Source organism: Sphingomonas immobilis, from assembly GCF_030580995.1.
GTDB classification, from domain to species: domain Bacteria; phylum Pseudomonadota; class Alphaproteobacteria; order Sphingomonadales; family Sphingomonadaceae; genus Sphingomonas; species Sphingomonas immobilis.
On the sequence record NZ_JAUQSZ010000009.1, the window covers coordinates 178,373 to 200,301 of the forward strand.

At 65.3% G+C, this 21,929-nt stretch carries 30 protein-coding genes; all 30 read left to right on the plus strand.

The genetic code is table 11. The annotated features are described in order from the left end of the window. Window positions 1-5: 5 nt before the first annotated feature. The 30 genes from Q5H94_RS13985 (at window position 6) to Q5H94_RS14125 (ending at window position 21,876) form a co-directional block, all read left to right on the plus strand. On the plus strand, window positions 6-1,304 hold the full coding sequence (locus tag Q5H94_RS13985; protein WP_304561896.1) for a phage portal protein: 1,299 nt from the start codon (window positions 6-8) through the stop codon (window positions 1,302-1,304). Beyond that, window positions 1,294-2,157 carry a head maturation protease, ClpP-related gene (locus tag Q5H94_RS13990; protein ID WP_304561897.1) on the plus strand — a complete coding sequence of 288 codons (864 nt, stop codon included), beginning with the start codon at window positions 1,294-1,296 and terminating at the stop codon, window positions 2,155-2,157. The genes Q5H94_RS13985 and Q5H94_RS13990 overlap by 11 nt, the downstream gene beginning before the upstream one ends. Window positions 2,158-2,178: 21 nt before the next feature. After that, the gene (locus Q5H94_RS13995) at window positions 2,179-3,438 is read left to right on the plus strand and encodes a phage major capsid protein (protein WP_304561898.1); all 1,260 of its coding nucleotides are present in this window, start codon (window positions 2,179-2,181) and stop codon (window positions 3,436-3,438) included. 61 nt (window positions 3,439-3,499) lie between these two features. Next, complete coding sequence (locus Q5H94_RS14000) at window positions 3,500-3,799, plus strand: hypothetical protein (RefSeq protein WP_304561899.1); 300 nt, start codon at window positions 3,500-3,502, stop codon at window positions 3,797-3,799. Window positions 3,800-3,885: 86 nt separating this feature from the next. After that, on the plus strand, window positions 3,886-4,416 hold the full coding sequence (locus Q5H94_RS14005) for a head-tail connector protein (protein WP_304561900.1): 531 nt from the start codon (window positions 3,886-3,888) through the stop codon (window positions 4,414-4,416). After that, window positions 4,413-4,763, plus strand: a complete 351-nt coding sequence (locus Q5H94_RS14010; RefSeq protein WP_304561901.1) for a head-tail adaptor protein — start codon at window positions 4,413-4,415, stop codon at window positions 4,761-4,763. Before Q5H94_RS14005 ends, Q5H94_RS14010 begins: the two co-directional genes overlap by 4 nt. After that, the gene (locus Q5H94_RS14015; protein ID WP_304561902.1) at window positions 4,763-5,299 is read left to right on the plus strand and encodes a hypothetical protein; all 537 of its coding nucleotides are present in this window, start codon (window positions 4,763-4,765) and stop codon (window positions 5,297-5,299) included. Before Q5H94_RS14010 ends, Q5H94_RS14015 begins: the two co-directional genes overlap by 1 nt. Further along, window positions 5,292-5,681, plus strand: a complete 390-nt coding sequence (gp17, locus tag Q5H94_RS14020; RefSeq protein ID WP_304561903.1) for a tail completion protein gp17 — start codon at window positions 5,292-5,294, stop codon at window positions 5,679-5,681. The genes Q5H94_RS14015 and gp17 overlap by 8 nt, the downstream gene beginning before the upstream one ends. Before the next feature lie 69 nt (window positions 5,682-5,750). Further along, window positions 5,751-6,176, plus strand: coding sequence for a phage tail tube protein (locus Q5H94_RS14025; protein ID WP_304561904.1), 426 nt, complete (start codon window positions 5,751-5,753; stop codon window positions 6,174-6,176). A 10-nt stretch (window positions 6,177-6,186) separates the two neighbouring features. Continuing rightward, on the plus strand, window positions 6,187-6,459 hold the full coding sequence (locus Q5H94_RS14030; RefSeq protein ID WP_304561905.1) for a hypothetical protein: 273 nt from the start codon (window positions 6,187-6,189) through the stop codon (window positions 6,457-6,459). Continuing rightward, window positions 6,459-6,896, plus strand: coding sequence for a hypothetical protein (locus tag Q5H94_RS14035; protein WP_304561906.1), 438 nt, complete (start codon window positions 6,459-6,461; stop codon window positions 6,894-6,896). Before Q5H94_RS14030 ends, Q5H94_RS14035 begins: the two co-directional genes overlap by 1 nt. A gap of 17 nt (window positions 6,897-6,913) precedes the next feature. Further along, window positions 6,914-7,018 carry a phage tail assembly chaperone gene (locus tag Q5H94_RS20525; protein WP_431312172.1) on the plus strand — a complete coding sequence of 35 codons (105 nt, stop codon included), beginning with the start codon at window positions 6,914-6,916 and terminating at the stop codon, window positions 7,016-7,018. A gap of 12 nt (window positions 7,019-7,030) precedes the next feature. Beyond that, the gene (locus Q5H94_RS14040; RefSeq protein WP_304561907.1) at window positions 7,031-7,255 is read left to right on the plus strand and encodes a hypothetical protein; all 225 of its coding nucleotides are present in this window, start codon (window positions 7,031-7,033) and stop codon (window positions 7,253-7,255) included. 86 nt (window positions 7,256-7,341) lie between these two features. After that, entirely contained in the window at window positions 7,342-10,455 is a 3,114-nt protein-coding gene (locus tag Q5H94_RS14045) for a phage tail length tape measure family protein (RefSeq protein ID WP_304561908.1), read from the plus strand. Continuing rightward, window positions 10,452-11,060: a hypothetical protein gene (locus Q5H94_RS14050; protein WP_304561909.1), complete on the plus strand. Its 609-nt coding sequence runs from the start codon at window positions 10,452-10,454 to the stop codon at window positions 11,058-11,060. Before Q5H94_RS14045 ends, Q5H94_RS14050 begins: the two co-directional genes overlap by 4 nt. Continuing rightward, window positions 11,060-11,701 carry a hypothetical protein gene (locus Q5H94_RS14055; protein WP_304561910.1) on the plus strand — a complete coding sequence of 214 codons (642 nt, stop codon included), beginning with the start codon at window positions 11,060-11,062 and terminating at the stop codon, window positions 11,699-11,701. Before Q5H94_RS14050 ends, Q5H94_RS14055 begins: the two co-directional genes overlap by 1 nt. After that, the gene (locus Q5H94_RS14060; protein WP_304561911.1) at window positions 11,698-12,129 is read left to right on the plus strand and encodes a DUF6950 family protein; all 432 of its coding nucleotides are present in this window, start codon (window positions 11,698-11,700) and stop codon (window positions 12,127-12,129) included. The genes Q5H94_RS14055 and Q5H94_RS14060 overlap by 4 nt, the downstream gene beginning before the upstream one ends. Continuing rightward, the gene (locus Q5H94_RS14065) at window positions 12,126-14,231 is read left to right on the plus strand and encodes a phage tail protein (RefSeq protein ID WP_304561912.1); all 2,106 of its coding nucleotides are present in this window, start codon (window positions 12,126-12,128) and stop codon (window positions 14,229-14,231) included. Before Q5H94_RS14060 ends, Q5H94_RS14065 begins: the two co-directional genes overlap by 4 nt. Further along, a complete protein-coding gene (locus tag Q5H94_RS14070; RefSeq protein ID WP_304561913.1) occupies window positions 14,231-14,761 on the plus strand; it encodes a hypothetical protein in 531 nt (176 codons plus the stop codon). Before Q5H94_RS14065 ends, Q5H94_RS14070 begins: the two co-directional genes overlap by 1 nt. A gap of 22 nt (window positions 14,762-14,783) precedes the next feature. Continuing rightward, entirely contained in the window at window positions 14,784-15,194 is a 411-nt protein-coding gene (locus Q5H94_RS14075) for a hypothetical protein (protein WP_304561914.1), read from the plus strand. Then, the gene (locus tag Q5H94_RS14080) at window positions 15,191-16,693 is read left to right on the plus strand and encodes a hypothetical protein (RefSeq protein WP_304561915.1); all 1,503 of its coding nucleotides are present in this window, start codon (window positions 15,191-15,193) and stop codon (window positions 16,691-16,693) included. Before Q5H94_RS14075 ends, Q5H94_RS14080 begins: the two co-directional genes overlap by 4 nt. Beyond that, window positions 16,693-17,742 carry a hypothetical protein gene (locus Q5H94_RS14085; protein ID WP_304561916.1) on the plus strand — a complete coding sequence of 350 codons (1,050 nt, stop codon included), beginning with the start codon at window positions 16,693-16,695 and terminating at the stop codon, window positions 17,740-17,742. Before Q5H94_RS14080 ends, Q5H94_RS14085 begins: the two co-directional genes overlap by 1 nt. Window position 17,743: 1 nt before the next feature. Further along, on the plus strand, window positions 17,744-18,001 hold the full coding sequence (locus Q5H94_RS14090) for a hypothetical protein (RefSeq protein ID WP_304561917.1): 258 nt from the start codon (window positions 17,744-17,746) through the stop codon (window positions 17,999-18,001). 7 nt (window positions 18,002-18,008) lie between these two features. Further along, window positions 18,009-18,443, plus strand: coding sequence for a hypothetical protein (locus tag Q5H94_RS14095; RefSeq protein WP_304561918.1), 435 nt, complete (start codon window positions 18,009-18,011; stop codon window positions 18,441-18,443). After that, on the plus strand, window positions 18,430-18,795 hold the full coding sequence (locus Q5H94_RS14100) for a hypothetical protein (protein WP_304561919.1): 366 nt from the start codon (window positions 18,430-18,432) through the stop codon (window positions 18,793-18,795). Before Q5H94_RS14095 ends, Q5H94_RS14100 begins: the two co-directional genes overlap by 14 nt. Window positions 18,796-18,798: 3 nt before the next feature. Continuing rightward, window positions 18,799-19,482 carry an N-acetylmuramidase domain-containing protein gene (locus Q5H94_RS14105; RefSeq protein WP_304561920.1) on the plus strand — a complete coding sequence of 228 codons (684 nt, stop codon included), beginning with the start codon at window positions 18,799-18,801 and terminating at the stop codon, window positions 19,480-19,482. Then, window positions 19,479-19,787, plus strand: a complete 309-nt coding sequence (locus tag Q5H94_RS14110) for a hypothetical protein (RefSeq protein ID WP_304561921.1) — start codon at window positions 19,479-19,481, stop codon at window positions 19,785-19,787. The genes Q5H94_RS14105 and Q5H94_RS14110 overlap by 4 nt, the downstream gene beginning before the upstream one ends. After that, window positions 19,787-20,143, plus strand: coding sequence for a hypothetical protein (locus Q5H94_RS14115; protein ID WP_304561922.1), 357 nt, complete (start codon window positions 19,787-19,789; stop codon window positions 20,141-20,143). The genes Q5H94_RS14110 and Q5H94_RS14115 overlap by 1 nt, the downstream gene beginning before the upstream one ends. Further along, entirely contained in the window at window positions 20,082-20,336 is a 255-nt protein-coding gene (locus Q5H94_RS14120) for a hypothetical protein (RefSeq protein ID WP_304561923.1), read from the plus strand. The genes Q5H94_RS14115 and Q5H94_RS14120 overlap by 62 nt, the downstream gene beginning before the upstream one ends. A gap of 37 nt (window positions 20,337-20,373) precedes the next feature. After that, window positions 20,374-21,876, plus strand: coding sequence for an SGNH/GDSL hydrolase family protein (locus tag Q5H94_RS14125; RefSeq protein ID WP_304561924.1), 1,503 nt, complete (start codon window positions 20,374-20,376; stop codon window positions 21,874-21,876). Window positions 21,877-21,929: the final 53 nt, after the last annotated feature.

The following is a 21,929-nucleotide window of genomic DNA, read 5'->3' on the forward strand; positions in this document are numbered from 1 at the left end:
GGCGCATGGCACTATCGCCCGACGATTATCGCCGCGCGGCTGGCGGCCGGCGCTCGCATGCGCCGCGCGCCACGGTGGGCCCGCCGACATTGGCAGGTCCGGTCCTGGCTTACACGGGGTACGATCTATCCGACCCCGCGCTGCTCGAAATGATGCGCGGCGATGGCGGAAGAACGGGCGTTGCCGGCGTCGCGATCAACGAACGACGGGCGTTGCGCAACAGCACGTTCTTCCGGGCCATGTCGCTCCAGTGCGGATCGATGGGGATGTTGCCGCTGCATCTGCGCAAGCGAGATGGCCGCAACACGGAAAAGGCGACGGACCACCCGCTCTACAATGTGCTCCTGCGCAAGCCGAATGACTTTCAGACGGCCAGCCGGTTCAAGTCGTACATGCAACTGTGCGCGCTGCTCGACGGAAACGCTTATGCGCTGAAAGTGAGATCGCGCGGCGCGGTGCGGCAGCTGATTCCGTTGCCGCGGCGCCGGGTGAAGCCCCGGCTGACAGACACCTACGATCTGGTGTTCGATTATGACCGCCCGCAGGGCGGCCAGGCCGTCCTTTCGGCTGACGACGTCTTTCACTTCGGCACGCCCCTGACGCTCGACGGCATCAACGGCATTTCCCTGCTCGATATCGCCGCTGACACGCTCGGTTTGTCGCTGGTTGCGCAACAAGCCGCCGGTCGCTTGCTGACGAAAGGATCGATGGCGCGCGGCGCGCTGGAAACGGCCGACACTCTCGGCGACGAAGCGTACGACCACCTGAAGGCGAGCCTCCGCGAGAACTACGCTGGCTCGGGTGCTGAAGACGACTGGATGATCCTTGAGGAGGGTCTGACCGCGAAGCCGTTCGGCAGCAATGCGCGTGATGCACAGCTTGTCGAGATCATGAAGCGTGAAGCCGAAGAGGTTGCACGATTCACCGGCGTTCCCCGGCCCCTGCTCATGTTCGACGAGACGAGCTGGGGCAGCGGCATCGAGCAGCTGTCGCTGTTCTTCATCACCTACTGCCTGATGCCGTGGTTCGTGATCTGGGAAGAGGCGATCTGGACCTGGCTGCTGACGCCCGCCGAGCAGCAGACGCTCTACGCAAAATTCAACGAAGGCGCTTTGCTGCGCGGTTCGATGAAGGATCAGGCCGAGTTTCTGAAGGCCGCGCTCGGCCCGAACGCCGCCTATCTCACCCCAAACGAAGCGCGAGACTTCATGGACCGGAACCCGCTGCCCGATGGCGACGACCTGCCCCGCCCCGGCACGACCGCGGCGACGATGATGCAAGAGGAAAAGCCAGATGCTGCGTAGCGGTCTCTTCGCGGTGCGCGCCGCGCGCCCACCGGAAATGCCCGACCTCGGCGCTGGCAACGATTGGCAGTTTGAGACGCAGGCGCTCGATCCCGGCTTCGCAGCTTTCGAGGTGAAGGCGCTCGCGTCGGACAAGCCGACCATCTCGATTTTCGATCGGATCGGAGCGGACTACGACGGCAATGGTGTGACCGCCACACGAGTTGCGGGCGCGCTGCGGTCAATCGGCAATCGCGCGGCCACCGTCGAGATCAACTCGCCGGGCGGCAACTATTTCGAGGGCGTCGCCATCTATAACCTGCTTCGGCGTCACCCAGCGGCGATCGACGTGCAGATCCTTGGCATAGCGGCTTCGGCGGCGTCCATCATCGCCATGGCGGGCGACACGATCGCTATTGCCCACAATGCCGAGATAATGATCCACCAGGCGCAGGGCGTGTTCTTCGGCAATGCCGACGACATGGAAGCCGCCATCCCAGTCCTGCGCAAGCTGGATGGCGCTATGGTCGACGTTTATGCGGCCCGGACCGGCAAGCCCGGCGACGAGTTGCTCCAGATGATGCGCGCCGAAACCTACATCGGCGGTCGCGATGCAGTGGCAGCCGGCTTCGCCGACACGCTGATGGAGCGTGACGCCGAGATGCCGGTCTATGCCTCGGCTGACGCCCCGACCGACAAGGCGTCCCTCGATAAGTTTCTCGCGACGAAGGGAGTGCCGCGGTCCGAGCGGCGCGAGCTTTACCGCGCGATGGGGATCACCACGCCGCGCGCTGCGGATCCCGACCCTGCCACGCCTCGCGCTGGCGATGAACCGGAGGCGCTCGCGCGCCTTCTTCAGGCCATGTCGGCCTAACCCCACAGAAGGAAACCACCCATGTTCATGCAGAACACCGTGCGGACGGCTGGTCCGCGCGCTCGGGGTCTCATCGCCGTGCGCGCCGAGGCTCCTGGCACTATCGATGCACTGGCGCGCGGCTTCGAGGCGTTCAAGGAGACGCACGCCCGCCAGATCGAGGAAATGAAAAAGGGCCTCGAAGACGTTGTCACCGCCGAGAAGCTGGAGGCCATCAACGCGGCGCTCACCGAGCTTCAGACGGCCGTCGACGATCAGGCGAAAATCCAGGCGGCCGCCAAGCTCGGCAACGGCGGTGTGATCGGCGATATTCAGGCCGACCCCGAGTATACCGCAGCGTTCAAGGCGCACATGCGCAAGGGCGATAAGGCGCCGGCCGAGATCGTCGCGGCGATGTCGAAAGGCACCGATGCCGACGGCGGCTATCTCGCTCCGATCGAGTGGGATCGCACCATCGGCGAAAAGCTGAAGCGCATCAGCCCGATGCGTCAGGAATCGCGCGTCATCACCATCAGCGTCGCCGGCTTCCGCAAGTATTTCGGCGACCGCAACGTGGGCTCGGGCTGGGTTGGCGAGACGGCCACCCGCGCCGCTACCACGACGCCGCAGATCGGCACGCTCGATTTCATCCCCGGCGAGCTGTACGCGAACCCGGCGATCACGCAGCAGCTGCTCGACGACGCCGCGGTCGATCTCGAGCAGTGGCTCGGCAGCGAGGTCGATACCGAGTTCAACCGTCAGGAGGGCATCGCCTTCCTTTCGGGCGACGGCGTCAACAAGCCGTATGGCGTGCTGACCTATGTCACAGGCGCTGCGAACGCAGCGCGGCACCCTTACGGCGCGATCAAGGCCATGCCCTCGGGCTCGGCGGCGGCGCTGACCGGCGACGGTCTGCTCGACGTCATGTACGACCTGCCGAGCGAGTTCGCCGCGAACGCGAAATGGCACCTCAACCGCTTGACCATCGGCGGCATCCGCAAGCTGAAGGACGGCCAGGGCAACTATCTCTGGCAGCCGAGCTACGCGTCGGGAACGCCGCAGACGCTCGCAGGGGCGCCGGTGGTCGAGTACCCCGACATGCCGCTGGTCACTGCGAACGCCATCGCGGCGCTGTTCGGCGACATGGAGGCGACCTATCTCGTCATCGACCGTGTCGGCATCCGCATCCTGCGCGATCCCTTCACGAACAAGCCGTTCGTCCACTTCTACACGACGAAGCGTGTCGGCGGCGGCGTGCATAACCCCGAGCCGATGCGCGCGTTGAAGGTCGCCGCTGCCTGATGAGCGATCCGAGCCGACTATGTCGGCTCGGACGTCTCGCCCCCGTCACGAGGAACCTACCATGACCGACAAACCGAACACCAAGGCCACTCAGGCTAAGCCCGCCGAGGTTCTCGCTGCCTCGATCTCCACTTCGGGCGCGCTCGATAATTCGGGCGCGGCAGACATCACGCCGGCCGCCGAGTTTTCCCCGTCCGGCGCGCCGCGCCAGGTGACCGAAATCGACATCGATCATCCCGCCGTCGATAACGATCCGCGCGCCGGTACCACGAACAACCAGAACCGTATCGACTTCAACGATCCGACCATTTCGGGCCAAGAAGCCGTTGAAAAGGCGCTCGCGGCCAATCAGGCCAAGTAACCCCCTCCCAAGCCGCCTCTACCCTCGGGCGGTTACCTCGGGCCGCGCTTTCGGGCGCGGCCCACTTTTCGCGGAGGCGCGCTTAGATGACCCTCCCCGTCTCGATCGAAGAGGCACGCGCTCAGCTTCAACTGGGCGGCGACACCTCGCACGATACCGAAGTTTCCGGCTTCATCGCCGACGCGGCCGCCTGGGTCGCGAAATACACTGGCCACCGACTTGAAGCGGCCGACGTCACCGAGACCTTCGACGGCTTCGGACGGCTCGAACTGCGGGCATGGCCGATTTTTTCCGAGGCGATCCCGGCTGTCGCTTACGCCGATGTATCCGGGACGCCGGTCGGCGTGACGGGCGCCCGCATTGATGTAAGCGCGCGCCCCGCGCGCGTTCTTGCGGCACTCGGGGCGCGCTGGCCCACTGTTTCATCGGGTACGCTGACGACCGTCACCGTCCGCGCAGGATATGCGGCTCCGGGCGATGTGCCCCGTAACTTCAAGCGCGCGATGCTCATCCTCATCAGCGCCTATGACGCAGATCGCGAAGGCGGCGACGTGTTCGCGAAAGCTGAGGCCGCCGCAAAGAGCCTTTGCCGTGATTACAGGCTTCGCCGCCTGTGAGCATTGGCGAGGGCCGATCCAGCCGCTTCCGCGATCGCGTCACGATCCAGGAAGCGAATACGATCGACAATGGCCGTGGCGGTCGCAAAGTGCCGCCTGGCGAAGACCCATGGCGCGACCTCGCCACCGATGTCGCCTGCGAGGTTCTGCCACTGCGCGGCGGCGAGGCGCTGAGCTTGGGCGTGCAGCGGGCGACACAGCTTTATCGTGTCACGATGCGCCCGAGGAGCCTCACGCCAGCACACCGCCTGCTTTGGAACGGCGTGCCGCTCAATATCCGCACGGCTCCGCCGCCGCAGCGCGGCGCCGACCTCGTGATGACATGCGAAAGCGGGGCAACAGGCTGATGGCGCGATCCAAGTTGCCTGGAATAGCTCGATTTCGTCGTCTTCTTCGTCGCCTGCCGGACGAGACGCGCGGCGAACTGGTGGTTGAGCTCAGCGTCACGGGCCGTCAGATTGCACAGGCGATGCGCGCGAAAGCTCCGCACAAGACGGGCGCGCTGCGGTCGGGCATTTCCGAGAAGGTGCTGCCCCGCTCGCTTCGTCTTCAGGTCGGCCTGCTCGGCACGCGCAGCGGTCGGTCGAGCCTGTTCTACGGTCGCATTCAGGATCTCGGGCGTCGCGCGCAGGTCGTACTGGTGCAGCGCCGGCGCAGGGTATCGTTCGAGGCTGGTGGTCGAAAGCTGAACGCGCTGCTGACGTCGCGCGGCCGCAAGCGTGCGGAGGATGTCGTCGCAACCTACCGCATGAAGGTAAAAGCGATGCAGCCGAAGCGGTTCATCACCGGGCGCTATCCTGATCTGCGCAGCACGCTCAACGCCAACCTGCGCGGCATTTTCGGCCGCGCGCTCGGCCGCATTGCCGGAGGCGCGAATGAGTAAGGCAAAATCGATAGTCGAGGCCGTCACGTTCGACGCCCTTGAAGCCGTGATTACCGGTGCGACGGTCTATCAGGATGCTCCCGAGAATGCACCGGGCAACCTCGTCATACTCGGCGATATGAAGAGCGTCCGGCTCGCGACGAAGGGCACAGACGCCGATCGTCGCGTTTCGATCAGCATCGTCAGCATTGTCGAGGCCGAGGAGCGCGCGCCGCTGCTCGCGCTGCAAGAACAGATCGACGACGCTCTCGACGGCCTCAGTTTCGAGCGGGACGGCTGGACGCTCGCATTCGAGTTCGAGGATGACGACGCGGTCCTCGCCGAGGACGGTTCGACCTACAACGGCATCAGCAGCTACAGCGTGCTCGCGCTCGCTCCCTGACGCTCCACCGACAGTTTTACCAACCCCGCCGCGCCTCGCCAGCGCGGCTTTTCACATGGGAGAAGCACGATGGCGAAGAAACTCGGCAATAACTACCGGCTGTTCGTCCAGTCGGCGACCCCGGATACTTTCAATCAGCCCGCAGGTCAGGGCAACTTGTCCATCCAGCGCGGCAAGAACTTCTCGTCGAACGCGACCAAGGATCAGGGCGGCGTCGACACGCAGCAGCCGGGCCTGCGTACGATCTCGCTCAAGCAGGATCTGATCCCGGATCTGCCGGACGCCAACGGCTACACCCGCATGGAGACGCTCGACCAGTCGAACGCGACGGAGAAATACCAGATCCGCAAGAGCCCGTTCGCCGTCGGCGATGTCGTGTTCGAGTGCCTGATGTACACCTCGCTCGACAATCAGGATTTCAACCAGGGCGAAAGCGTCAAGGTCGGCGTGACCCTCGCGCCGGCCGCGCAGCCGACCGTCGATGCCCTCACGTAAGGAAAAGGCGATGATCCGCATTAACGGAACAGACCTGAAAACGTCGCGTCCGTCGAACCTCGATGAGCAGCTGATCGCTGCTACCGGCTGCTCATCGAGCGAAATCGGCACGGTATTGGCGGGCGGCCCCGATCTCGCTGCTCGGGCGCTCCGCCCTTTCATCGACCCGGAGACGCTGCCCGGCGGTCAGCTGGCGGCGGCTATCGCTGCCGATGGCGATGCGTTGCTCGCGATCCGTAAGCTGTACGACGACGCACCCGCGTCGAAGGCGGAGGGCAAATAATGGCGAAGGCAGCTTCCAAGCCAGCCGCGCCGATCGTGGAGGATCGCGGCGAATTCTCGCTGGTGCTGGATGGCGCTACCTACGGGCTGCGCCCGTCGTACGAGGCGATCGAAGCCGTCGAGGCGGCCACCGGGCAGGGCCTGATCGATCTCGCGCGCGCCGGCCTCGCCGCAAAGCTGTCCCTCGCCGTTACTTCGCAGGTTGCGACGGAGTTCATCCGGGCGTGGGGCCGGGCCAATGGCGACAAGGGCGCATCTGGGGCCAATGCGCCGCGGATCGCGAAGCTGATCCTGAACAGCGACGGCGGCTTCCACGCCGCTCTGCAGACCCTGTCCGGCGTCCTTTCGCTCGCAGTTACGGGCGGCTTCGACGCTGAGGGGGAAATGAAGCCGTCGACGACGCCGAATCCGGCGAAGGAAGCCCGCGTCGACGGCTGATGGGTGCGGCGGCCGCCATGTTGGGTTGGCGGCCGCAGGAGTTCTGGGGCAGCACACCGTCTGAATTCTGGGCCGCTGCTCGCGCGTACGAACGCATGCATTGCGTGCGCGATGAACAGTGATAGGCTTGTCCGATGAAAGTCGCGCTCGCATTGTTTCTCGGATTCGCCTTGGCGGGATGTGGCTCGATTGGCGTGTCTAACGCCAAAGATCGTGTTCGCACCGCCCGAGCCAGCGGAGACCGAGACGCGGTTTGCAGCGCCGAAACGGCGCTTGCTCAGGCGTATCTCGACGCAGGCGATTCTGAAAACTATCGCCTGCAGGCCGCTATGGCGCGTTTGGCGTGCATGGCCGCCTAGACCGCAGCCACTTGTCGGCTGAGTGCCTTGGGCTTGGATCAAGCGCCGATCGTCACAAGCAGCGTTAGCCTGATAGAGGAGGTCGCATGGCCGACCAAACCGAGCGCCTGCTCCTGCAGGTCGATGCGGCGACCGAGTTGCTGCGTCGGCATCTCGCCGAAGGCGAACAGCCGCTTGACCGTTTCGAGAAGCGTGTCGGAAAGATGGCGGAAAACGTCGATCGCTCGATCGGCGATATGGGCAAGCGGTTCGGCGCGTTCAGCGCGCTTGCCGAGGATGCCGCCACGCGGGCGCAGAAGTCGTTCGAGGACAGCTTCACGCAGGTGCAGCGCATCGCTGCGACCGCGATCAAGGGCCCAAACATCAACGGTAGCATCAATCTCGGCGCCGATGATATTCGCGCTGGCGCGGCGGCGGCCCAAGATCAGGCGCGCGCCTTCGCATTGATCGGCGAGGCCGCGCAACGTGCGGCAACCGAGGTCGGTGACACCAGCGAGGCGACCCGCCTGTTCATCGCGGCCACCACCGCCTCGCGGATCGAAGCCGAACAGAAGGCAGCCGCATTGCTCTCGGAGGCTGGCGCGCTGGAGCGAGTAGAGATCGAGCTTCGCCAGAGCGCGGAAGCGGTCGACCTGTTCGTCGGTAAGCATCAGCAAATTGCCATCGCGGCAGAACAGGACAAGCTGCTAGCGTTGTCGGCAACAGAAGCTGCGGCCGCGCAGCGTGCCCTTGCCGCCTCTGCCGATGTGCTTCGCGCGCAGATCGACCCGATGTTCATCGCGCAGCAGCGTTTCGACCAGGAACTGACGCGCGCCGACGTGCTGCTGAACGCCGGCACGATCAGCCAGCGCGAACATGCACAGGCAATCCAGTTCGCTCGCGAAGCACTCTACGCGCACGCGCTGGCTGTGGGCGGATCGACAGCGTCGCAGGGCCGCCTGACGGTTTCCACCGGCCAGCAAAAAGCCGCGATGCAGCAGCTTTCCTACCAGATCAGCGACGTCTCGACGTCGTTCGCCGGCGGCATCAATCCGATGGTGATCTTCGCGCAGCAGGGCAGCCAGGTCATCCAGGCGCTGACGCTGATGAAGGGAGAGGCTGGCGGCCTGATCGGTTTCCTCGGCGGGCCTTGGGGAGCGGCGATTTTGGGTGCCGTCAGCGTGCTCGGCGTCCTGATCGACAAGCAGTTGACGGCGGCTGCGGCAGAGGATGCTCATAGCAAGGCGGCGGACCTGCTCGCGGCCGCGATGAAGCGGCTGTCGGACGCTGCTGCGGATCAAAACCACAAGACCGAACAGGGTATTCGGCTCGATATTCAGGCCGCTCAAACCGCGCGCGCTCGCGCCGTTGAAGAGCTTCGTTTGGCGAAGGCAAAGCTCGGTGCTGCTCAGGCAACTGAGCAGATTCCCGGCGGCACTGTCCCCGGCGCGGCGATACCTGGTCGAGGTGTGGGGACTCTAGGCGTCCAAATCACATCGCTAGACGCGCAAATTGCAGCTGCCACGAAAGATATTCGAGTTGGTCAGGTCCAGCTATCGCTGCGCCGTCTCGAAGCATCGATGGACGCCGGTACGGCAGCTACTCGCCGTTACGAAAACACGATCGACCGCCTTAGCCGCCGGCGCGAAAGCGGCGAAATCTCGCAGGAATCTTTCAACCAGCTCAGCAGGATCGCCGCCGAGCGTCGAGACCGCGTTCAGGAGGCGGCAAAAACTGTAGGCGATCCGACCGCGGCTATTTCCCAGCGGCGGCAGCAGATTGCGGATCTGGAGAAGCTCAAGGTCACCGCGAGCGGTAAAGACCTTGAAGGCATCAAGCGGCAAATCGCTCTCCGCGAAAAGCAAATTCGCTACTTGGAGCAGGGCGTAGGCGTCGGATCGGCGGTCGCCGCGACGCAGGGCGGTGGCGGCAGCGGCAAGCGCGGGCCATCCACCGAAACCTTGGCCAAGCGGGCCGAGGCCGCGAGGGTCAAGCTGCTCAACGACGACACAGCCTATGCTGACGAAGAGCGACAGGCGCGGCATCGTCTGCTCGACGCAATGAAAAAGACCGCAGCGACTGAGGAGCAGCGCGACGCGCTCGTTCGCGAAGACATCAATGCGGAAGCCGACGCGCAGGCTCGTAAGATCGCCAACCAACGATCCGCGGGCAAGATCAATGCGGCGGAGGAAAAGAACCTCAACGACCTGAACGAGCGTAACCGCACGCAGCGTCTGCTGAACGTGACGCTGGATCGCGCACGGGCAAAGGTCAGCGCGCAGTTCGAGGCCGACCAGTCCGATTTACAGTCTCGGCTCGCGGTCCTCCGCATCCGGCAGGATATGGCCCTCACCGAAGGCGAGCGCAGGCGCATCGGGAGCGAGATCCTCGCGATCGAGCAGGAATTGCGGCGCAAGGCTCTCGAGAACCTGCGCGACACATCGGACGATCCGAACAAAGTGCAACTGGCCAAGGATGCGCTCGGACGCCTGCCCACGCAAGAGGCGGCTGAGCGCGATCAACAGGCGCAGCGCACGTCCGACCCGCTCGATCAATACCGGCAACGGCTTGAGGGCACAGTAGGCAGCGCCGACGCGCTCAAGACAACGCTTGAAAGCATCGAGGTCCGAGGCCTCGATCGCGCGACAGATGATCTCGCCGGTGCCGTGACGCAGGCGCTGAAACTCAAGGGCATTGCGGGCGACATTGTGCAGGAGTTCTTGAAGATCGCCTTCCAGAAGGCACTGTTCGCGCTCTTTCCGTTTGCGCAGGGCACGGTCCCCGGCTTCGCGACGGGTCGCATTCCCGGATATGCCGACGGCGTCATTCGCGGTCCTGGAACCGGCCTGTCCGACAGCATCCTCGCGTTGATGGAAGGCAAGGGCCTTATCCGTGTCAGCAACGGCGAGTCGATCCTCACGGCGGCGGCGACCCGCGCTAACGGCCCGTGGCTCAAGGCGATGAACCGGGGCCTCAAGCTGCCGTCGTTCGCCACTGGCTCTGTGCCGGTGCTTCGATACCCCACGCTCCGCGTTTCGGGCCCGAGCGGCGGCCAGCAGGGGATGCGCGAAATGCTCTACGTGCAGGTCGACAAGTCGGAACTGTTCGATGTCCACGTGCAGCGCGCCTCGGCCCCGCTCGCGCAGCGCGCCGCCATCGCCGGCAGCCAGTTGGCGCAAAACGATATCGCCGAGCAGCGAATGCAGGCGATCCCGCTGTGATCTCCGGGCCGATCCTGCTTCCCGACACGCCGGGTTTGAAGACGGACCGACCCGCCATGATGGATTTCGGCGGCACGCTGACACCGCCGCTTGGCGGGCCGGTGCAGCGGCTTCTCCGCCTCGGCACGCGGCATTCGCTGACCTTCGTAATGCCGCAGATGGAAACCGAGCCGCACGGCCGGATCTGGTCGGCAAAGCTCCGCATGGCGAAGCTCTATGGCGTGCTGCTGCCGTTCGGGCAGGACGGGTTCAACATCGGGGCTCCGGGGGCGCCGGTTGTCGATGGGGCTGGCCAGTCGGGCTCGACGATCCTGTTGAAAGGCTTCACGCCGAACTACACGGTCATGTTCGGGCAGGCCTTCAGCCTTGTCCACAACGGCAAGCGGTATCTGCATTTCGCGGCGGCGCAGGGGCAGGTCGGTGGCGACGGCAAGGTCACGCTCGACATCTTTCCCATGCTGCGCGTCTTGCCCGCCAACAATGCCGTATGCGAATTTGGCAAGCCGATGATTGAGGGCTCGCTGTCCGGCAACGAGGTCGCCTGGGACCGGCTCACGATGCCGTGGAGCGACTTCGGCACCATCACGGTATCCGAGGACGAATAATGTCCGAGCTGGATGCGCTGCTCAGCGACGCCTTGCGCGCCGCGCGCCCGGTCCTGTTCGGGTCGGTCGAGATCAACCTGCCCGGCCATGATCTGCTGCTGCTCGACGGCTCTGCGGAATTGATGGTCGACGGGCGCAAGTTCGTCGGTCGCGATCCTGCCTACGGGGTGCTCGACAGCATCAAGGGCCTTTCGGACAGCATGGACGATCAGGCCCCGATGCTCACCATCGGCCTGATCGCGGCGAACACGACCGCTCTTGCGACCCTGATCGATCCAGCGGTGCAGGGTTCGCCAACCAAGGTTTCGATGGGCTGCGTCGATATGGCGACCGGCCTGTCGGTCGGGACGCCGTACCTGCTCTTTTCGGGCGAGTTGGACGTGCCGACGGTCAGCTGGAACGACCATGACCGCCGCCTCGAATACAAGGCGATTTCGATCGTCGACCGTCTCTTCACCGTTGAAGAAGGGCGGCGTCTGTCGAACGCCTTTCACCAGTACGTGTGGCCCGGCGAGCTTGGCTGCGCCTTCGTCACCAATGTCGAGACTTGGGTGCCGTGGGGCCAGAAGCTCAACACGGCCAGCGTCGAGACCCGCACCAACCTGCCCGGCTATGGCAACATAACGACGGCGCGCACATGACCTCAGCCCCGCACCCGCTCGTCAAGCGCGCTGAGGCAGCGCAGGCGACGGTCGATCGATTTCTCAACCAGCCCTTCGCGCTCGGTAAGCGCGATTGCGCGCAGATGCTGCTCTTCCATCTCCGCAGCATGGGCCACGTCGTGAAACTGGCGGGCGTCGGTGATTACAAGACGGTCCTCGGTGGCAAGCGGGCGCTACGTCGGCTTGGGTTCGCTTCGCTGACGGAAGCGATGGATTCGCGTTTCCCGCGCATCACGCCGGCTGCGGCGATCGTCGGCGACGTCATCGCGCTCGCATCCGGTGAGGCGCTCGATGCGCTGGCTATCGCGGTCGGCAATGGCCGGGCGCTCGGCTATCACGAAAATGCGGAGGGCGCCGTCATCATCCAGCCGCGCCAAACCGACACCGCCTGGCGCGTCGATCCATGAAGATCCTGAAGTTCGTCGCCGATATCGTCGTCATCGCCGTCGGCGTCGTTACCGGTACGCTTCCGCTGGTGCTCGTCGGTGCCGCGATGCTCGCCGGCGACGTCTCAGGCCCGAAGCAATCCCAGGGCGGCTCGCAAACGAAGTGGAAGGCGGACCCTTATGCGGGCCTCCCCTATGTGATCGGCCGCACGCTGGTCGCCGGCAACATCATCTATCGTCGCGGCCACGGCCAAAACAACGTCTACGAGACCTTCGTCACGGTTCAGAGCATCGGACAGATCCAGTCGATCGACACGACGTTCATGAACAAGACGACGACGACGTTCAACGGCGCGGGAAACGCCAACGGCACCTATTCGGGCCTGGTCTATCAGCGCACGCAGCTGGGCGCTCTGCCGGAAGCATCGGCGTTTTCGCCGCCGATCGGCTCACCGCCCGGCTGGACCAGCGCCCACAAGCTCTCAGGCCTCGCGGCCGTGATGAACACGTTCGTCTATAATTCGCAGGACGAGAACGGGCTGACGAGCGAGCCTTCACCCTCGTGGATCATTCACGGGGTCAAGGTATACGATCCGCGCCTCGACAGCACGTACCCCGGCGGATCGGGAAGCTGCCGAGCGCGAAACGAAGCCACCTATGTCTATTCCGAGGATCCGCACCTTCACGGGCTGACGTGGATCATCGGGCGTTGGCAGAACGGTAAGCGGGTGGCCGGCATTGGTGCCGATCTGACGTCGGTCGACGTCGCTGCCTATGTCGAGGGCGCGAACCTGAACGACGCGCGCGGCTGGAAGGTCGGCGGGCAGGTTTACACCCGGCCGGACACGTCGTGGAACACGCTCAAGGCCATCCTGCAGGCCGGCGCGGCGCGGCCGGTGATGATCGGCGGCATGATTTCATGCGTGAACCATGCCCCTCGCGTTAGCCTGGCGACGATCGGACCGGGCGATATCGCGGGCGCCTGCACGTTTTCTGGCACTCAGCCGCGCCGCAAGCGCCCGAACGGCATCATCCCGTCCTACCGTTCCGAAGAGCACGACTGGGAGATGGTGCCCGCCGACATCGTGCAGGTTGCGGATTACGTCGCCCTCGATGGTGACGAGCGCACGAAAGACGTCGCATATCCGCTCGTACAAGAGGTCAACCAGGTCGCGCAGCTGGCGGCCTATGACATCTGCGACGGCCGAGAGGCCGGGCCCGGAACGGTGCCGCTTAAGCCGTGGTGGCTGAATTATCGGGTCGGCGACTGTGTGACCTTCGCACCCGAGCCCGGCTTCAGCACGAAGGTGTTGATCACCGGCCGCGAGATCAATCCGCAGTCGGGCGTCGTCACCTATACCCTGATGACCGAAACGGACTCGAAGCACCCCTTCGCTCTCGGGCTGACCGGCACGCCGCCGCCGACCGCGTCGATCACCTATTCGACGGACGTCGATCCGCCGCCCAGTGCCGACTGGAATCCGGTGGGCGCGACGCTTACCGACAACGGCGTGTCGATCCCGGCGATCGTCATCACCGGCGCGGTGAGCAACCCGAGCGCCGAGGCTGCCGAGTTTCAGTTTCGCGTGCACGGCGTCTCAACGTGGACGAATGCGGGCCTGGAGCCGCCGACCGTTGTCCGCAAGGAGATCACCGGCCTGACGCCTCTGACGCTGTACGATATCCGCGTGCGCTACAGCGTGCGCGGCGTGCCCGGCGGCTGGACGGAATATCCCTCGATCGCCGCAGGCGCTTTCTCGGCGGGCGCATCGCGCGGCGCGTACCGGCTGATCGGCCAGAGCATCGACTATCCGCTGACGAGCAACGACACGACGATCACGATCGCGACGTTCGACGGGCTGCTCGACGATGGCACGACGATCGCATTCCCGGCCGGCTCGATCGGCAGCCTGACGGGGAGCACGAACTACGGCGTGTTCTGGAGCATCTCGGGCTCCGCCTATTCGGTCGAGGCCGATCCCGCGCTGACGTCGCTTGCCGATCCGGACCTGGTGTTCCTCGGCTGGATGGTGACGTCGACCGGGGGCACGTTCCCGACCGCGCCCACGCCGCCCGGCGGGTTCGGCGGCAACGGCACGCGTCCGAAGAACGAGTTCGCCTGATGTCCGACCCGATGCCCATCCCGGCCACGCGCCGGCTCAACGTCTCGGTGCAGCCCGGCAGCACGCCGGGGATGATGGCGTTCGTGATCTCGACGCTGTCGACCGGCTTCGCGGCCTCGGCGGCGCGCTTCCTCTGGCGCGGTTCGATGTCGGGTGACGACCTTTCGATCCCGTTCGTCAGCGACCCTTCGCTGGTGAAGGGACCGAAAGGCGACAAGGGTGACAGTGTCAAAGGCGACCGGGGCGACGCGGGCGCGCCGGGAGCAACGCTGATCGGAACAACGACGATCTCGCAGACGGTTACGCTCGTTGCCCTGTCGCTCGGCGTCCATGAGTTCACGGTGACGCGCGCAGGCGTGGCCGTCGGCGACAATATCCTTCTCTTCCCCGCCAGCGCTCTTCCGGCTGGATATGCCATCCACGGGGCGGTGGTGACCGCAGCGAATACCCTGAAAGTGACGATGACGACGCCGCTGCTGGCGATCGGCACCGCAATCTCGATCCCCTGCCGCGTGATGCGGATCGGCTGACCCCTCAGGCACTGGAGTTACAATGGCAGGACCGACCACGCCCGGGCGGGTGAACTGGCGCGTCAATCGCTGGGTGCCCTTCGTCGATACGATCGCCGTTCGCGGCATTGATCTGTCGGCCGGACCCTTTCTGATGCAGGTCAGGCTTTTTCGCGACGCACCGGGGGCGCCGCTGCTCAATCTGGTGGCGGCCGCTGCCAATGCAGAGGGCATTTCCGCTTCGGTAGCGACAAGCGGCGGCGTGCCGACGACCACGATCCAGATCAGGGTCAACGAAACGACTATCGAAGGCCTGCTTCCCTATCCGGGCAACGGCGTCCAGCCTGGCGCGGACGTGCCGCTCGTCTGGGACATGCTGATCGGAAGCGGCGCGACGAAGTCCCGCTGGTTCGAGGGCAGCTTCACGATCATTCCGGGAGTGACGCAGGCATGACCGCGACGTTCGAATATCTGGCCAGCGAGCAGGTGATCTTCCAGATCGATGGTGCCGATTTGCTGGCGCCGCTGGTCGAGCGCGCGGAGGCGGCTGCGGCCTCTGCTGAGGACGCTGTCGACGATGCCACCGCGCAGGCAGGGATCGCGGCAGCCGCCGCTGCGACTGCCGCGCAATCCGGCATTGCGCTCAAGGGCGATATTCTCGCCGATGGCGCCAACCACCCGAACTATTCGGCGATGGGTAGCTGGCCCGCGCAAAACCGAGACGGCACCTATACGGCTACCGGCGCCGCGGGCGGGGGCATGTCGCGGACCTATGCAGCCACGGGCTTGCTGGCAGCGGGTAACGCCGTTGCGCTCTCGGCGAAGATCAAAACCGGAGCTTTTGCCGCCGGTCGACCGCAAATCACGTTTCAGCCGAGCGGGACGATCGCCGTCTGCGCGGCTCCCGACGCGAACGGTGTTGCGCGCACGGTTGCTACGACCATCCCGGGCGGCACCACTTCGATCGTCGTCAATGCCCCGTCAAATGCCAATGGCGATAAGATGTGGATCGCCCTTGTCCCCAGCGCGATCTCGCAGGGCGCGGAACAGTACGCGACTGGCAGTGCGTCGGTGTTCACGACCGCCGCGCCGCAGGTCGGCGCGCAGATGCGGGTCGTAGCGCGCGGGCAATCGGTGCAGGTCATCCACGACATGAACGGCACCGCCGCGATGTTCGAGGTGGCGTTGCTGTCGCGCGGCGTCACGCCGTTTTCGGCAACGCTGGTGGCCGCGAAGATGGTCGAGGAAGCCATTCGCAGTGCGGGCCTTCTGTCGAGGCTCGATTATTTCAACATGTTCTGGGGTGCGGACGACTGGCTCGCCCTGCGGACCCCGTTTCTGTCCAAGGGCTATCTCGACCTCGATAACGTCCGGACGGCATTACTGGGCTCGGCGAGCGAGGCGGCGGGATTACCGGCAGGACTCAACGCGAATTTCGACACCGGCATCATTCCAGGCATGCTCGGAGAGACGCAGTTCGGGTTCGGCGGCGTCGTTTATGGGATGAACGATCAGGCGACGGACATTGCGTTTCCCGTATGGGGCGAGCCCATCACAGGCCAGTTGGGTTTCTATCCGCGTTACGTGAACCTGCATATCTTCGACCGCGGCAACGGCGGCGGAACCGGGCGCGTGCAGGTCAGCGCCGCTGGCGGCAGCTATGCGGCCACGACGTACACGACCAAGGGTCCGCTCGGCTTCCTATCCGATCGCGGTGGCGTAGGGCGCATATTCAAGGCGGGCGTCGAGCTCGGCAACGATGTGCGCGGTCCAGCCGGGACTGAAGCGGCGTGGAACAATCCGCTTGTCATCAACCCGCAGTATCTCGGCGTCGGCGGCATCGCGTTCGGTCACGGCTTCAATCCGGGCGACATCGCGACGCTCGGATACATCATGCACGATGCGCGCAAGATGATCGGCAGCGCCGTGACCAACGTGGAGGGGCTCTACTGATGGTCGGCGATTACGGATATCGCGAGGTCTTCGACCCCGCCAGCTTCAGCGAAAACGGTCGCGCGTCGGTGTTCACGGCTGTGGGTGGCGCGGCGGGTGCTGGCGGGTTTTGGAACCTTGGACCCGGCGCGCGTCGCACTTGGACCGGATCGACCCGGCGCGCGCGCCTGCTCGTCTATTCGACCGGGCTCGTTCGTCAGCCAGGCTTGCGCATCACGAACAATGCCGGGACGGTGCAGCGCGATGTCGTCAGCAGCGATGTCCCGGTCACGAACGGCTATTCGTGGTGCTATTTCGACCGCCTTCCGAAAGATCCGGCGGGCGCTTCGAAGATAGAGCTGTTCGTCGGCGGCCAGCACGCGCTTTCGGCGGGCGGCCCCGCGCAGGGGACATTCCCGGTCGCGATCGAGTTCGACGGCAAGGTGACGCCGGTCGCGCCGGTTACTACGGGAAATCATCTCGTGCTGATCGCCGATAGCATTCCGGTCGGCGGCAATGCCGTGATCGAAAGTCAGCTCGGCTTTGCCGGGTTGATGCGCCGCCCGGTCGCGCTGGGCGGTTACAACGGCCGGGTTACGCTTGTCGGACACGGCTATGCGATGATCCGCGACGACATGAACGGCGCGCCCGCGCAAGCCGCGTTCGCAGCATTCATCAATTCGCTCGGGCCCACAAAGATCGGCGTCGGTCGCATCGTCAACGACTGGTTGGCTGGCGGTGGAACCGCAGCGGCGACGCAAGCTATGCTCGCTGGATTCCTGAACGCGCTCAGCTCCACGGCGTCGGCGGCAGTGCCGGTGATCCTGCAGTCACCGTGGCTGACCGGCGTGCGCGAAGGCACAGGCGCGAGCGGCGACAACATGGATGCGTACCGCGCCGCTATCGCCAATTGCGTGACGGGCGGTTCGGCGGGCGTCACCAAGACGGGCGTGACGCATCTCGTCGGGAAGACTGTCCATACCACGGCCGACATCGCGCCCGACGGCATTCACCTTCTCGGCCTTGGCGGACACCCGAAGGCACAGACAGCATGGCAGGCGGTGGCTTAGCATGAAACCCTTCAGCATCATCCTCACGGGGCCGGCCAACTCGGGCAAGACCGAGAACGCCGAGGCCATCAAAAAGCACTACGGCATGTCGCGCATCGTCGATGATTGGGACGGTGAGACGACGCTGAAGCACGGCACGCTCGCCATCACGCGCGACGCTCGCGAGGATTGGGTGCGCGATCCGGACTATCATCCCGTCCATATCAACCGGGCGCTGGAGGATCTCGCGTCGACCCGCGCCGCGACGGCAACATCGTGAGGCGCGCGTGCTAATCGTCCGCTTCCGCCAGACCTTCCGCGAGCGCGCGAGCGAGTGGGTCGTTTCCTTCATCCTGTGCTTCTGGGGTTTCACGGTCCTGCAGTCGGTCGGGCTGTTTGATCGCCCGTTCTATGCGCCGCTGTCACACGCCGCGCCGCAGAGCGTCTGGGGGTGGGGTGCCTTCATGATCGGCCTGCTGCGGCTGGTCGTGCTGTTCATCAACGGGGCTTGGTGGCGCACGCCGATGTTCCGCCAGATCGGCGCGGGCTTCGGCATGATGGTCTGGATCATGCTGATGATGGGCGCGCTATCGATCGAATGGCGTTCGCCTGCGATCGCGGCCTACCTCGGCCTGTTTGCTCTCGACGCTCTCAATCTAAGCTTCGCCTCCCGCGACGCTGCAAATTCCACGCGCGGGAGCCGGGCACATGGCAGCGACTGACGAAGCGCCGGTCTGGCTTCAGCAGATCATCGGGGTGGCTGCGTTCCTCGGCACGGCCGGAACCGCAATCTGGGCTGGTCGCAAGAGCAAGAAGGAAGAACCTGTAGCCGGATCCGCGACTGTCGTCGCCGCGAGCTTTGTCGGCGGCCGGCAGATGGACGACGTCGTGACGGCGATCACCGGATTGCACGGCACGCTGATCGAGGTTTGCGATCACCTCGAGAAGATCAACGAGCGGGCGCAGAAGGAAGAGTTCAAGCACGAGGTGGTGAGCGACCTCGTAGCGCTGGCGGCCGAGCGCGGCGCGGCCTCGCCCGAACTGCTCGCGATGCTGAAGCAACTGAAAGCCTGACACATGGACATCGCCGATCTGCAGACGCGCCTCGGCGCGCATGGATACCCCGTGCCCGTCGACGGGCGGTACGGGCCGCTGACGCGCGCGACGGTGCTTGCGGCCATGACGGACCCGCCCGACAGGCTGGTGACGGCATCGAACGTGAAGGCGCTGGCGGAAAGCTGGGCGGTCGATCCGGCAGCGGTGTGGGCGATCCGCGACGTGGAGGCGACCGGCAAGCCGTTCGTCGAGGGCCGCCCGACGATCTTGTTCGAACCACACCGGTTCAGCCGGGCAACGGGGCGGCGCTTCGACGCGGACTATCCGAAGATCAGTTACCGCGTGTGGGACCGATCCAAATATCCCGCGACGCAGCGCGCGCGGTGGGACCAGCCGCTCGACGCGGTGAGGCTCGACGTCGATGCCGCGTTCGCATCAGCCAGTTACGGCGCGTTCCAGGTGCTGGGCGAGAATTTCGCGGCATGCGGCGAGGCGGACAGCTTCGCGTTCGCACTGTCGGAAGCGCAGGGCGAGGACGCGCAGCTGAAGCATTTCGGGCGGTTCGTCGAGCAGGCCGGACTGGTGCCCGCGCTGCGCCGGCTGGACTGGGCGGCGTTCGCGCGCGGCTACAACGGCAGCGCCTATTTCGTGAACCGGTATGACGAGCGGCTGGCCACTGCCTTCCGCGAAAGGAGGAAGGCATGAGCGAGACACCCGACACTGGCACGATCGCACCGATCGCGCAGGCGGAGACGGTAAACGTCTCGGCGGGGTCGCAGGGCGACGTTCATCCGGCGTATGTCTGGATCATCGGCGGTTTCACGATTGCGGTGCTGATCGGCTTCGGCCTCGTCACCTGGGCGGTGCTGAAAGGCGACGTCGGCGCGGGGATCGATGCCGCCACCAAGGGCTCGATCATCCAGACGTGGAACAACCTCGCGGTCGGGGCCTCGGCCGTGTGGACCGGCACGAAGCTGGTCGACGCGATCGCGAAGCGGCGGACCTCGTGATGGGCGGGTTCGTGCTGAAGGACTTCCTCACGAAATGGTGGCCGGTGCTGGCGGGCGGCGCGATCGTCGCCGTGCTGCTGACGCTTGCGTTCTGTTCCGGCCAGCAGGCGGGCACATCCGGCGCGGTCGTGAAAGAGCAGGGGCGCACGATCGAGACGCAGCGGCAGGTGGGCGATGCCAACACCAACGCCTCGGCCGCGCGCGTCGGCGATGCCGTCAAAACCGAACAGCAGAAACAGGAACTTCACGATGCGGTTGAGAACGCCACTGATCCCGATGATGCTCGCCGTCGTCTTGGGTGCGCCGTCATGCGGCAGCAGGGTCGAGACACGGCTGGCATTTCCGCCTGCCGCTGATCTGAAGGCCGAGGCCGAGCCGCCCTATCCCGAGGCGGCGCTGCAGCCCGGCAAGGCGGGCGCGGAGGCGGAACGCGCCTGGTGGAGCGAGGTGCTGATCTGGGGGCGGATGCATCACGACCGCGTCGCGCGGATCTGTGCGTGGGCGCGCGATCTGAAGATGCCCGTCGAGCCCGGCCAGTGCGGCGACTGACCTAAGTTTTTTCCGAAACTCAACGAAGGAGACGAATATGAACCTGCTTTGGCGGCGGGCGCTCCAACGCGCCCTCTTGATGCTGATGATCCTGTCGATCATCACGCCGGCGTCGGCACAAAATCCGAACATCACCGGCCGCCCGCTCGCCGCCCCCACGAAGGGCACGGAGTGGGTAGATTTCCGGCAGGATGGCCAGCCCGTCACTGCCCCGGTCGCGACCGTCATCAGCGGAGTGAACGCCGCTGCGGGCGTCACGCCGTCGCGGTCGTACCTGCGCCACGTTGCGAACAACGTGTTCCAGAACACGGCGATCAGCACGACGCTGCGGCAGGTGATGATCAAGACCTCGCACGTCGCGCGCGGTGACATCACTGCGATCGCGCTGCTCGAGGCGAATTTCTACATCAACAACCCGGCCTTCGCCGAGACGGGATCGGGCTCGCCGCTGACCGTCCACGCTTCGATCGAATATCCGAAGAACACCTTCACGGAGCTCAAGTGGAGCGGCAACGCCAACGGCACCGTCGCCGATGGCCTGATCGGGCAGAGCGACTTCCTGACCATCGCGATCCCTGACGGCGCGGTGTTCGGCGTGCGGCGCCTGATCACCTCGACTACCGGCATCATGTTCAAGGGTGCCTATTTCGCCGCGCAGAACACGTTCGGCGAGGGTGCGGTCGGCTCGACCACCACCACGCCCGATCTCGTGATGGGCGGCACGATCGACGACAGCACGCCGAGCCCGTCGATCTCGCATCCCTACGGCTTGGTGGGCTTCACCAAGAAGCCGGTCGTTCAGGCGGTTGGCGACAGCATCGCAGCGGGTGCGCAGGATTCGGTGCGCACGGCGTCGGGCGACTACGGCTTCATCGCTCAGGCGCTCGGCGCGGCCAACATCCCCTTCATCAACACCGGCGTCGCCAGCGACCAGGCGCAGAATTACGTCAAGTCGCACATCGGTCGCGCCGCTGCTTCGCGGTACGCCACCGACATCATCATCCAGTACGGCGTCAACGACTTCAACGCTGGCCGAACCGCGGCGCAGCTCGCCACCGACATCTCGACGATCGCGAGCTATTTCTATGATCGCCGGGTGTGGCTCACCACGATCACGCCGCGCGCGACGAGTACGGACACCTTCGCCACGCTCGCCAACCAGACGACGCATTCGAGCAACGCGCAGCGCGTCATCTACAACAATATGGTGCGCAACGGGCAGATCCCCGGCGTGGCCGGCTATTTCGAAGTGGCCGACCAGGTCGAGAGCGCGCGCGACAGCGGCCTGTGGAAGGTGAACGGCGCGGCCGGGTACTTCACTGCAGACGGCATCCATCCGTCGACGGCGGCGTCGCTGGCGGCTGCAACGGCGATCCAGACGAGCCGGTTTACGGTGAGCGTGGCCGCGAACGACAATCACGGTGGCGCGCAGGTGGCCGCGCTGCGGGCGCTCACGTCCGTGGGTGGTGGCCGCTCGTGGGTGGCCGCGAACGATGTCTGCGAGGTAAAGCGACCGCTCCGTCTCCCGCTCTGCGGCTGAAGGCTGGCCAGGGGGGCGGTTGTTTGCTCGAAACGAAGCGGCCGCCCCTGTCG

Coding starts and splice junctions, on each gene's coding strand:
- Q5H94_RS20525 (WP_431312172.1), top strand. CDS start 6,914: ATGTTGGGTTGGCGGCCGCAGGAGTTCTGGGGCAGCACACCGTCTGAA.
- Q5H94_RS14035 (WP_304561906.1), top strand. CDS start 6,459: ATGGCGAAGGCAGCTTCCAAGCCAGCCGCGCCGATCGTGGAGGATCGC.
- Q5H94_RS13995 (WP_304561898.1), top strand. CDS start 2,179: ATGTTCATGCAGAACACCGTGCGGACGGCTGGTCCGCGCGCTCGGGGT.
- Q5H94_RS14115 (WP_304561922.1), top strand. CDS start 19,787: ATGGGCGGGTTCGTGCTGAAGGACTTCCTCACGAAATGGTGGCCGGTG.
- Q5H94_RS14025 (WP_304561904.1), top strand. CDS start 5,751: ATGGCGAAGAAACTCGGCAATAACTACCGGCTGTTCGTCCAGTCGGCG.
- Q5H94_RS13990 (WP_304561897.1), top strand. CDS start 1,294: ATGCTGCGTAGCGGTCTCTTCGCGGTGCGCGCCGCGCGCCCACCGGAA.
- Q5H94_RS14030 (WP_304561905.1), top strand. CDS start 6,187: ATGATCCGCATTAACGGAACAGACCTGAAAACGTCGCGTCCGTCGAAC.
- Q5H94_RS14080 (WP_304561915.1), top strand. CDS start 15,191: ATGACCGCGACGTTCGAATATCTGGCCAGCGAGCAGGTGATCTTCCAG.
- Q5H94_RS14110 (WP_304561921.1), top strand. CDS start 19,479: ATGAGCGAGACACCCGACACTGGCACGATCGCACCGATCGCGCAGGCG.
- Q5H94_RS14000 (WP_304561899.1), top strand. CDS start 3,500: ATGACCGACAAACCGAACACCAAGGCCACTCAGGCTAAGCCCGCCGAG.
- Q5H94_RS14125 (WP_304561924.1), top strand. CDS start 20,374: ATGAACCTGCTTTGGCGGCGGGCGCTCCAACGCGCCCTCTTGATGCTG.
- Q5H94_RS14015 (WP_304561902.1), top strand. CDS start 4,763: ATGGCGCGATCCAAGTTGCCTGGAATAGCTCGATTTCGTCGTCTTCTT.
- Q5H94_RS14100 (WP_304561919.1), top strand. CDS start 18,430: ATGGCAGCGACTGACGAAGCGCCGGTCTGGCTTCAGCAGATCATCGGG.
- Q5H94_RS14085 (WP_304561916.1), top strand. CDS start 16,693: ATGGTCGGCGATTACGGATATCGCGAGGTCTTCGACCCCGCCAGCTTC.
- Q5H94_RS14060 (WP_304561911.1), top strand. CDS start 11,698: ATGACCTCAGCCCCGCACCCGCTCGTCAAGCGCGCTGAGGCAGCGCAG.
- Q5H94_RS14090 (WP_304561917.1), top strand. CDS start 17,744: ATGAAACCCTTCAGCATCATCCTCACGGGGCCGGCCAACTCGGGCAAG.
- gp17 (WP_304561903.1), top strand. CDS start 5,292: ATGAGTAAGGCAAAATCGATAGTCGAGGCCGTCACGTTCGACGCCCTT.
- Q5H94_RS14105 (WP_304561920.1), top strand. CDS start 18,799: ATGGACATCGCCGATCTGCAGACGCGCCTCGGCGCGCATGGATACCCC.
- Q5H94_RS14040 (WP_304561907.1), top strand. CDS start 7,031: ATGAAAGTCGCGCTCGCATTGTTTCTCGGATTCGCCTTGGCGGGATGT.
- Q5H94_RS14045 (WP_304561908.1), top strand. CDS start 7,342: ATGGCCGACCAAACCGAGCGCCTGCTCCTGCAGGTCGATGCGGCGACC.
- Q5H94_RS14065 (WP_304561912.1), top strand. CDS start 12,126: ATGAAGATCCTGAAGTTCGTCGCCGATATCGTCGTCATCGCCGTCGGC.
- Q5H94_RS14055 (WP_304561910.1), top strand. CDS start 11,060: ATGTCCGAGCTGGATGCGCTGCTCAGCGACGCCTTGCGCGCCGCGCGC.
- Q5H94_RS13985 (WP_304561896.1), top strand. CDS start 6: ATGGCACTATCGCCCGACGATTATCGCCGCGCGGCTGGCGGCCGGCGC.
- Q5H94_RS14070 (WP_304561913.1), top strand. CDS start 14,231: ATGTCCGACCCGATGCCCATCCCGGCCACGCGCCGGCTCAACGTCTCG.
- Q5H94_RS14005 (WP_304561900.1), top strand. CDS start 3,886: ATGACCCTCCCCGTCTCGATCGAAGAGGCACGCGCTCAGCTTCAACTG.
- Q5H94_RS14075 (WP_304561914.1), top strand. CDS start 14,784: ATGGCAGGACCGACCACGCCCGGGCGGGTGAACTGGCGCGTCAATCGC.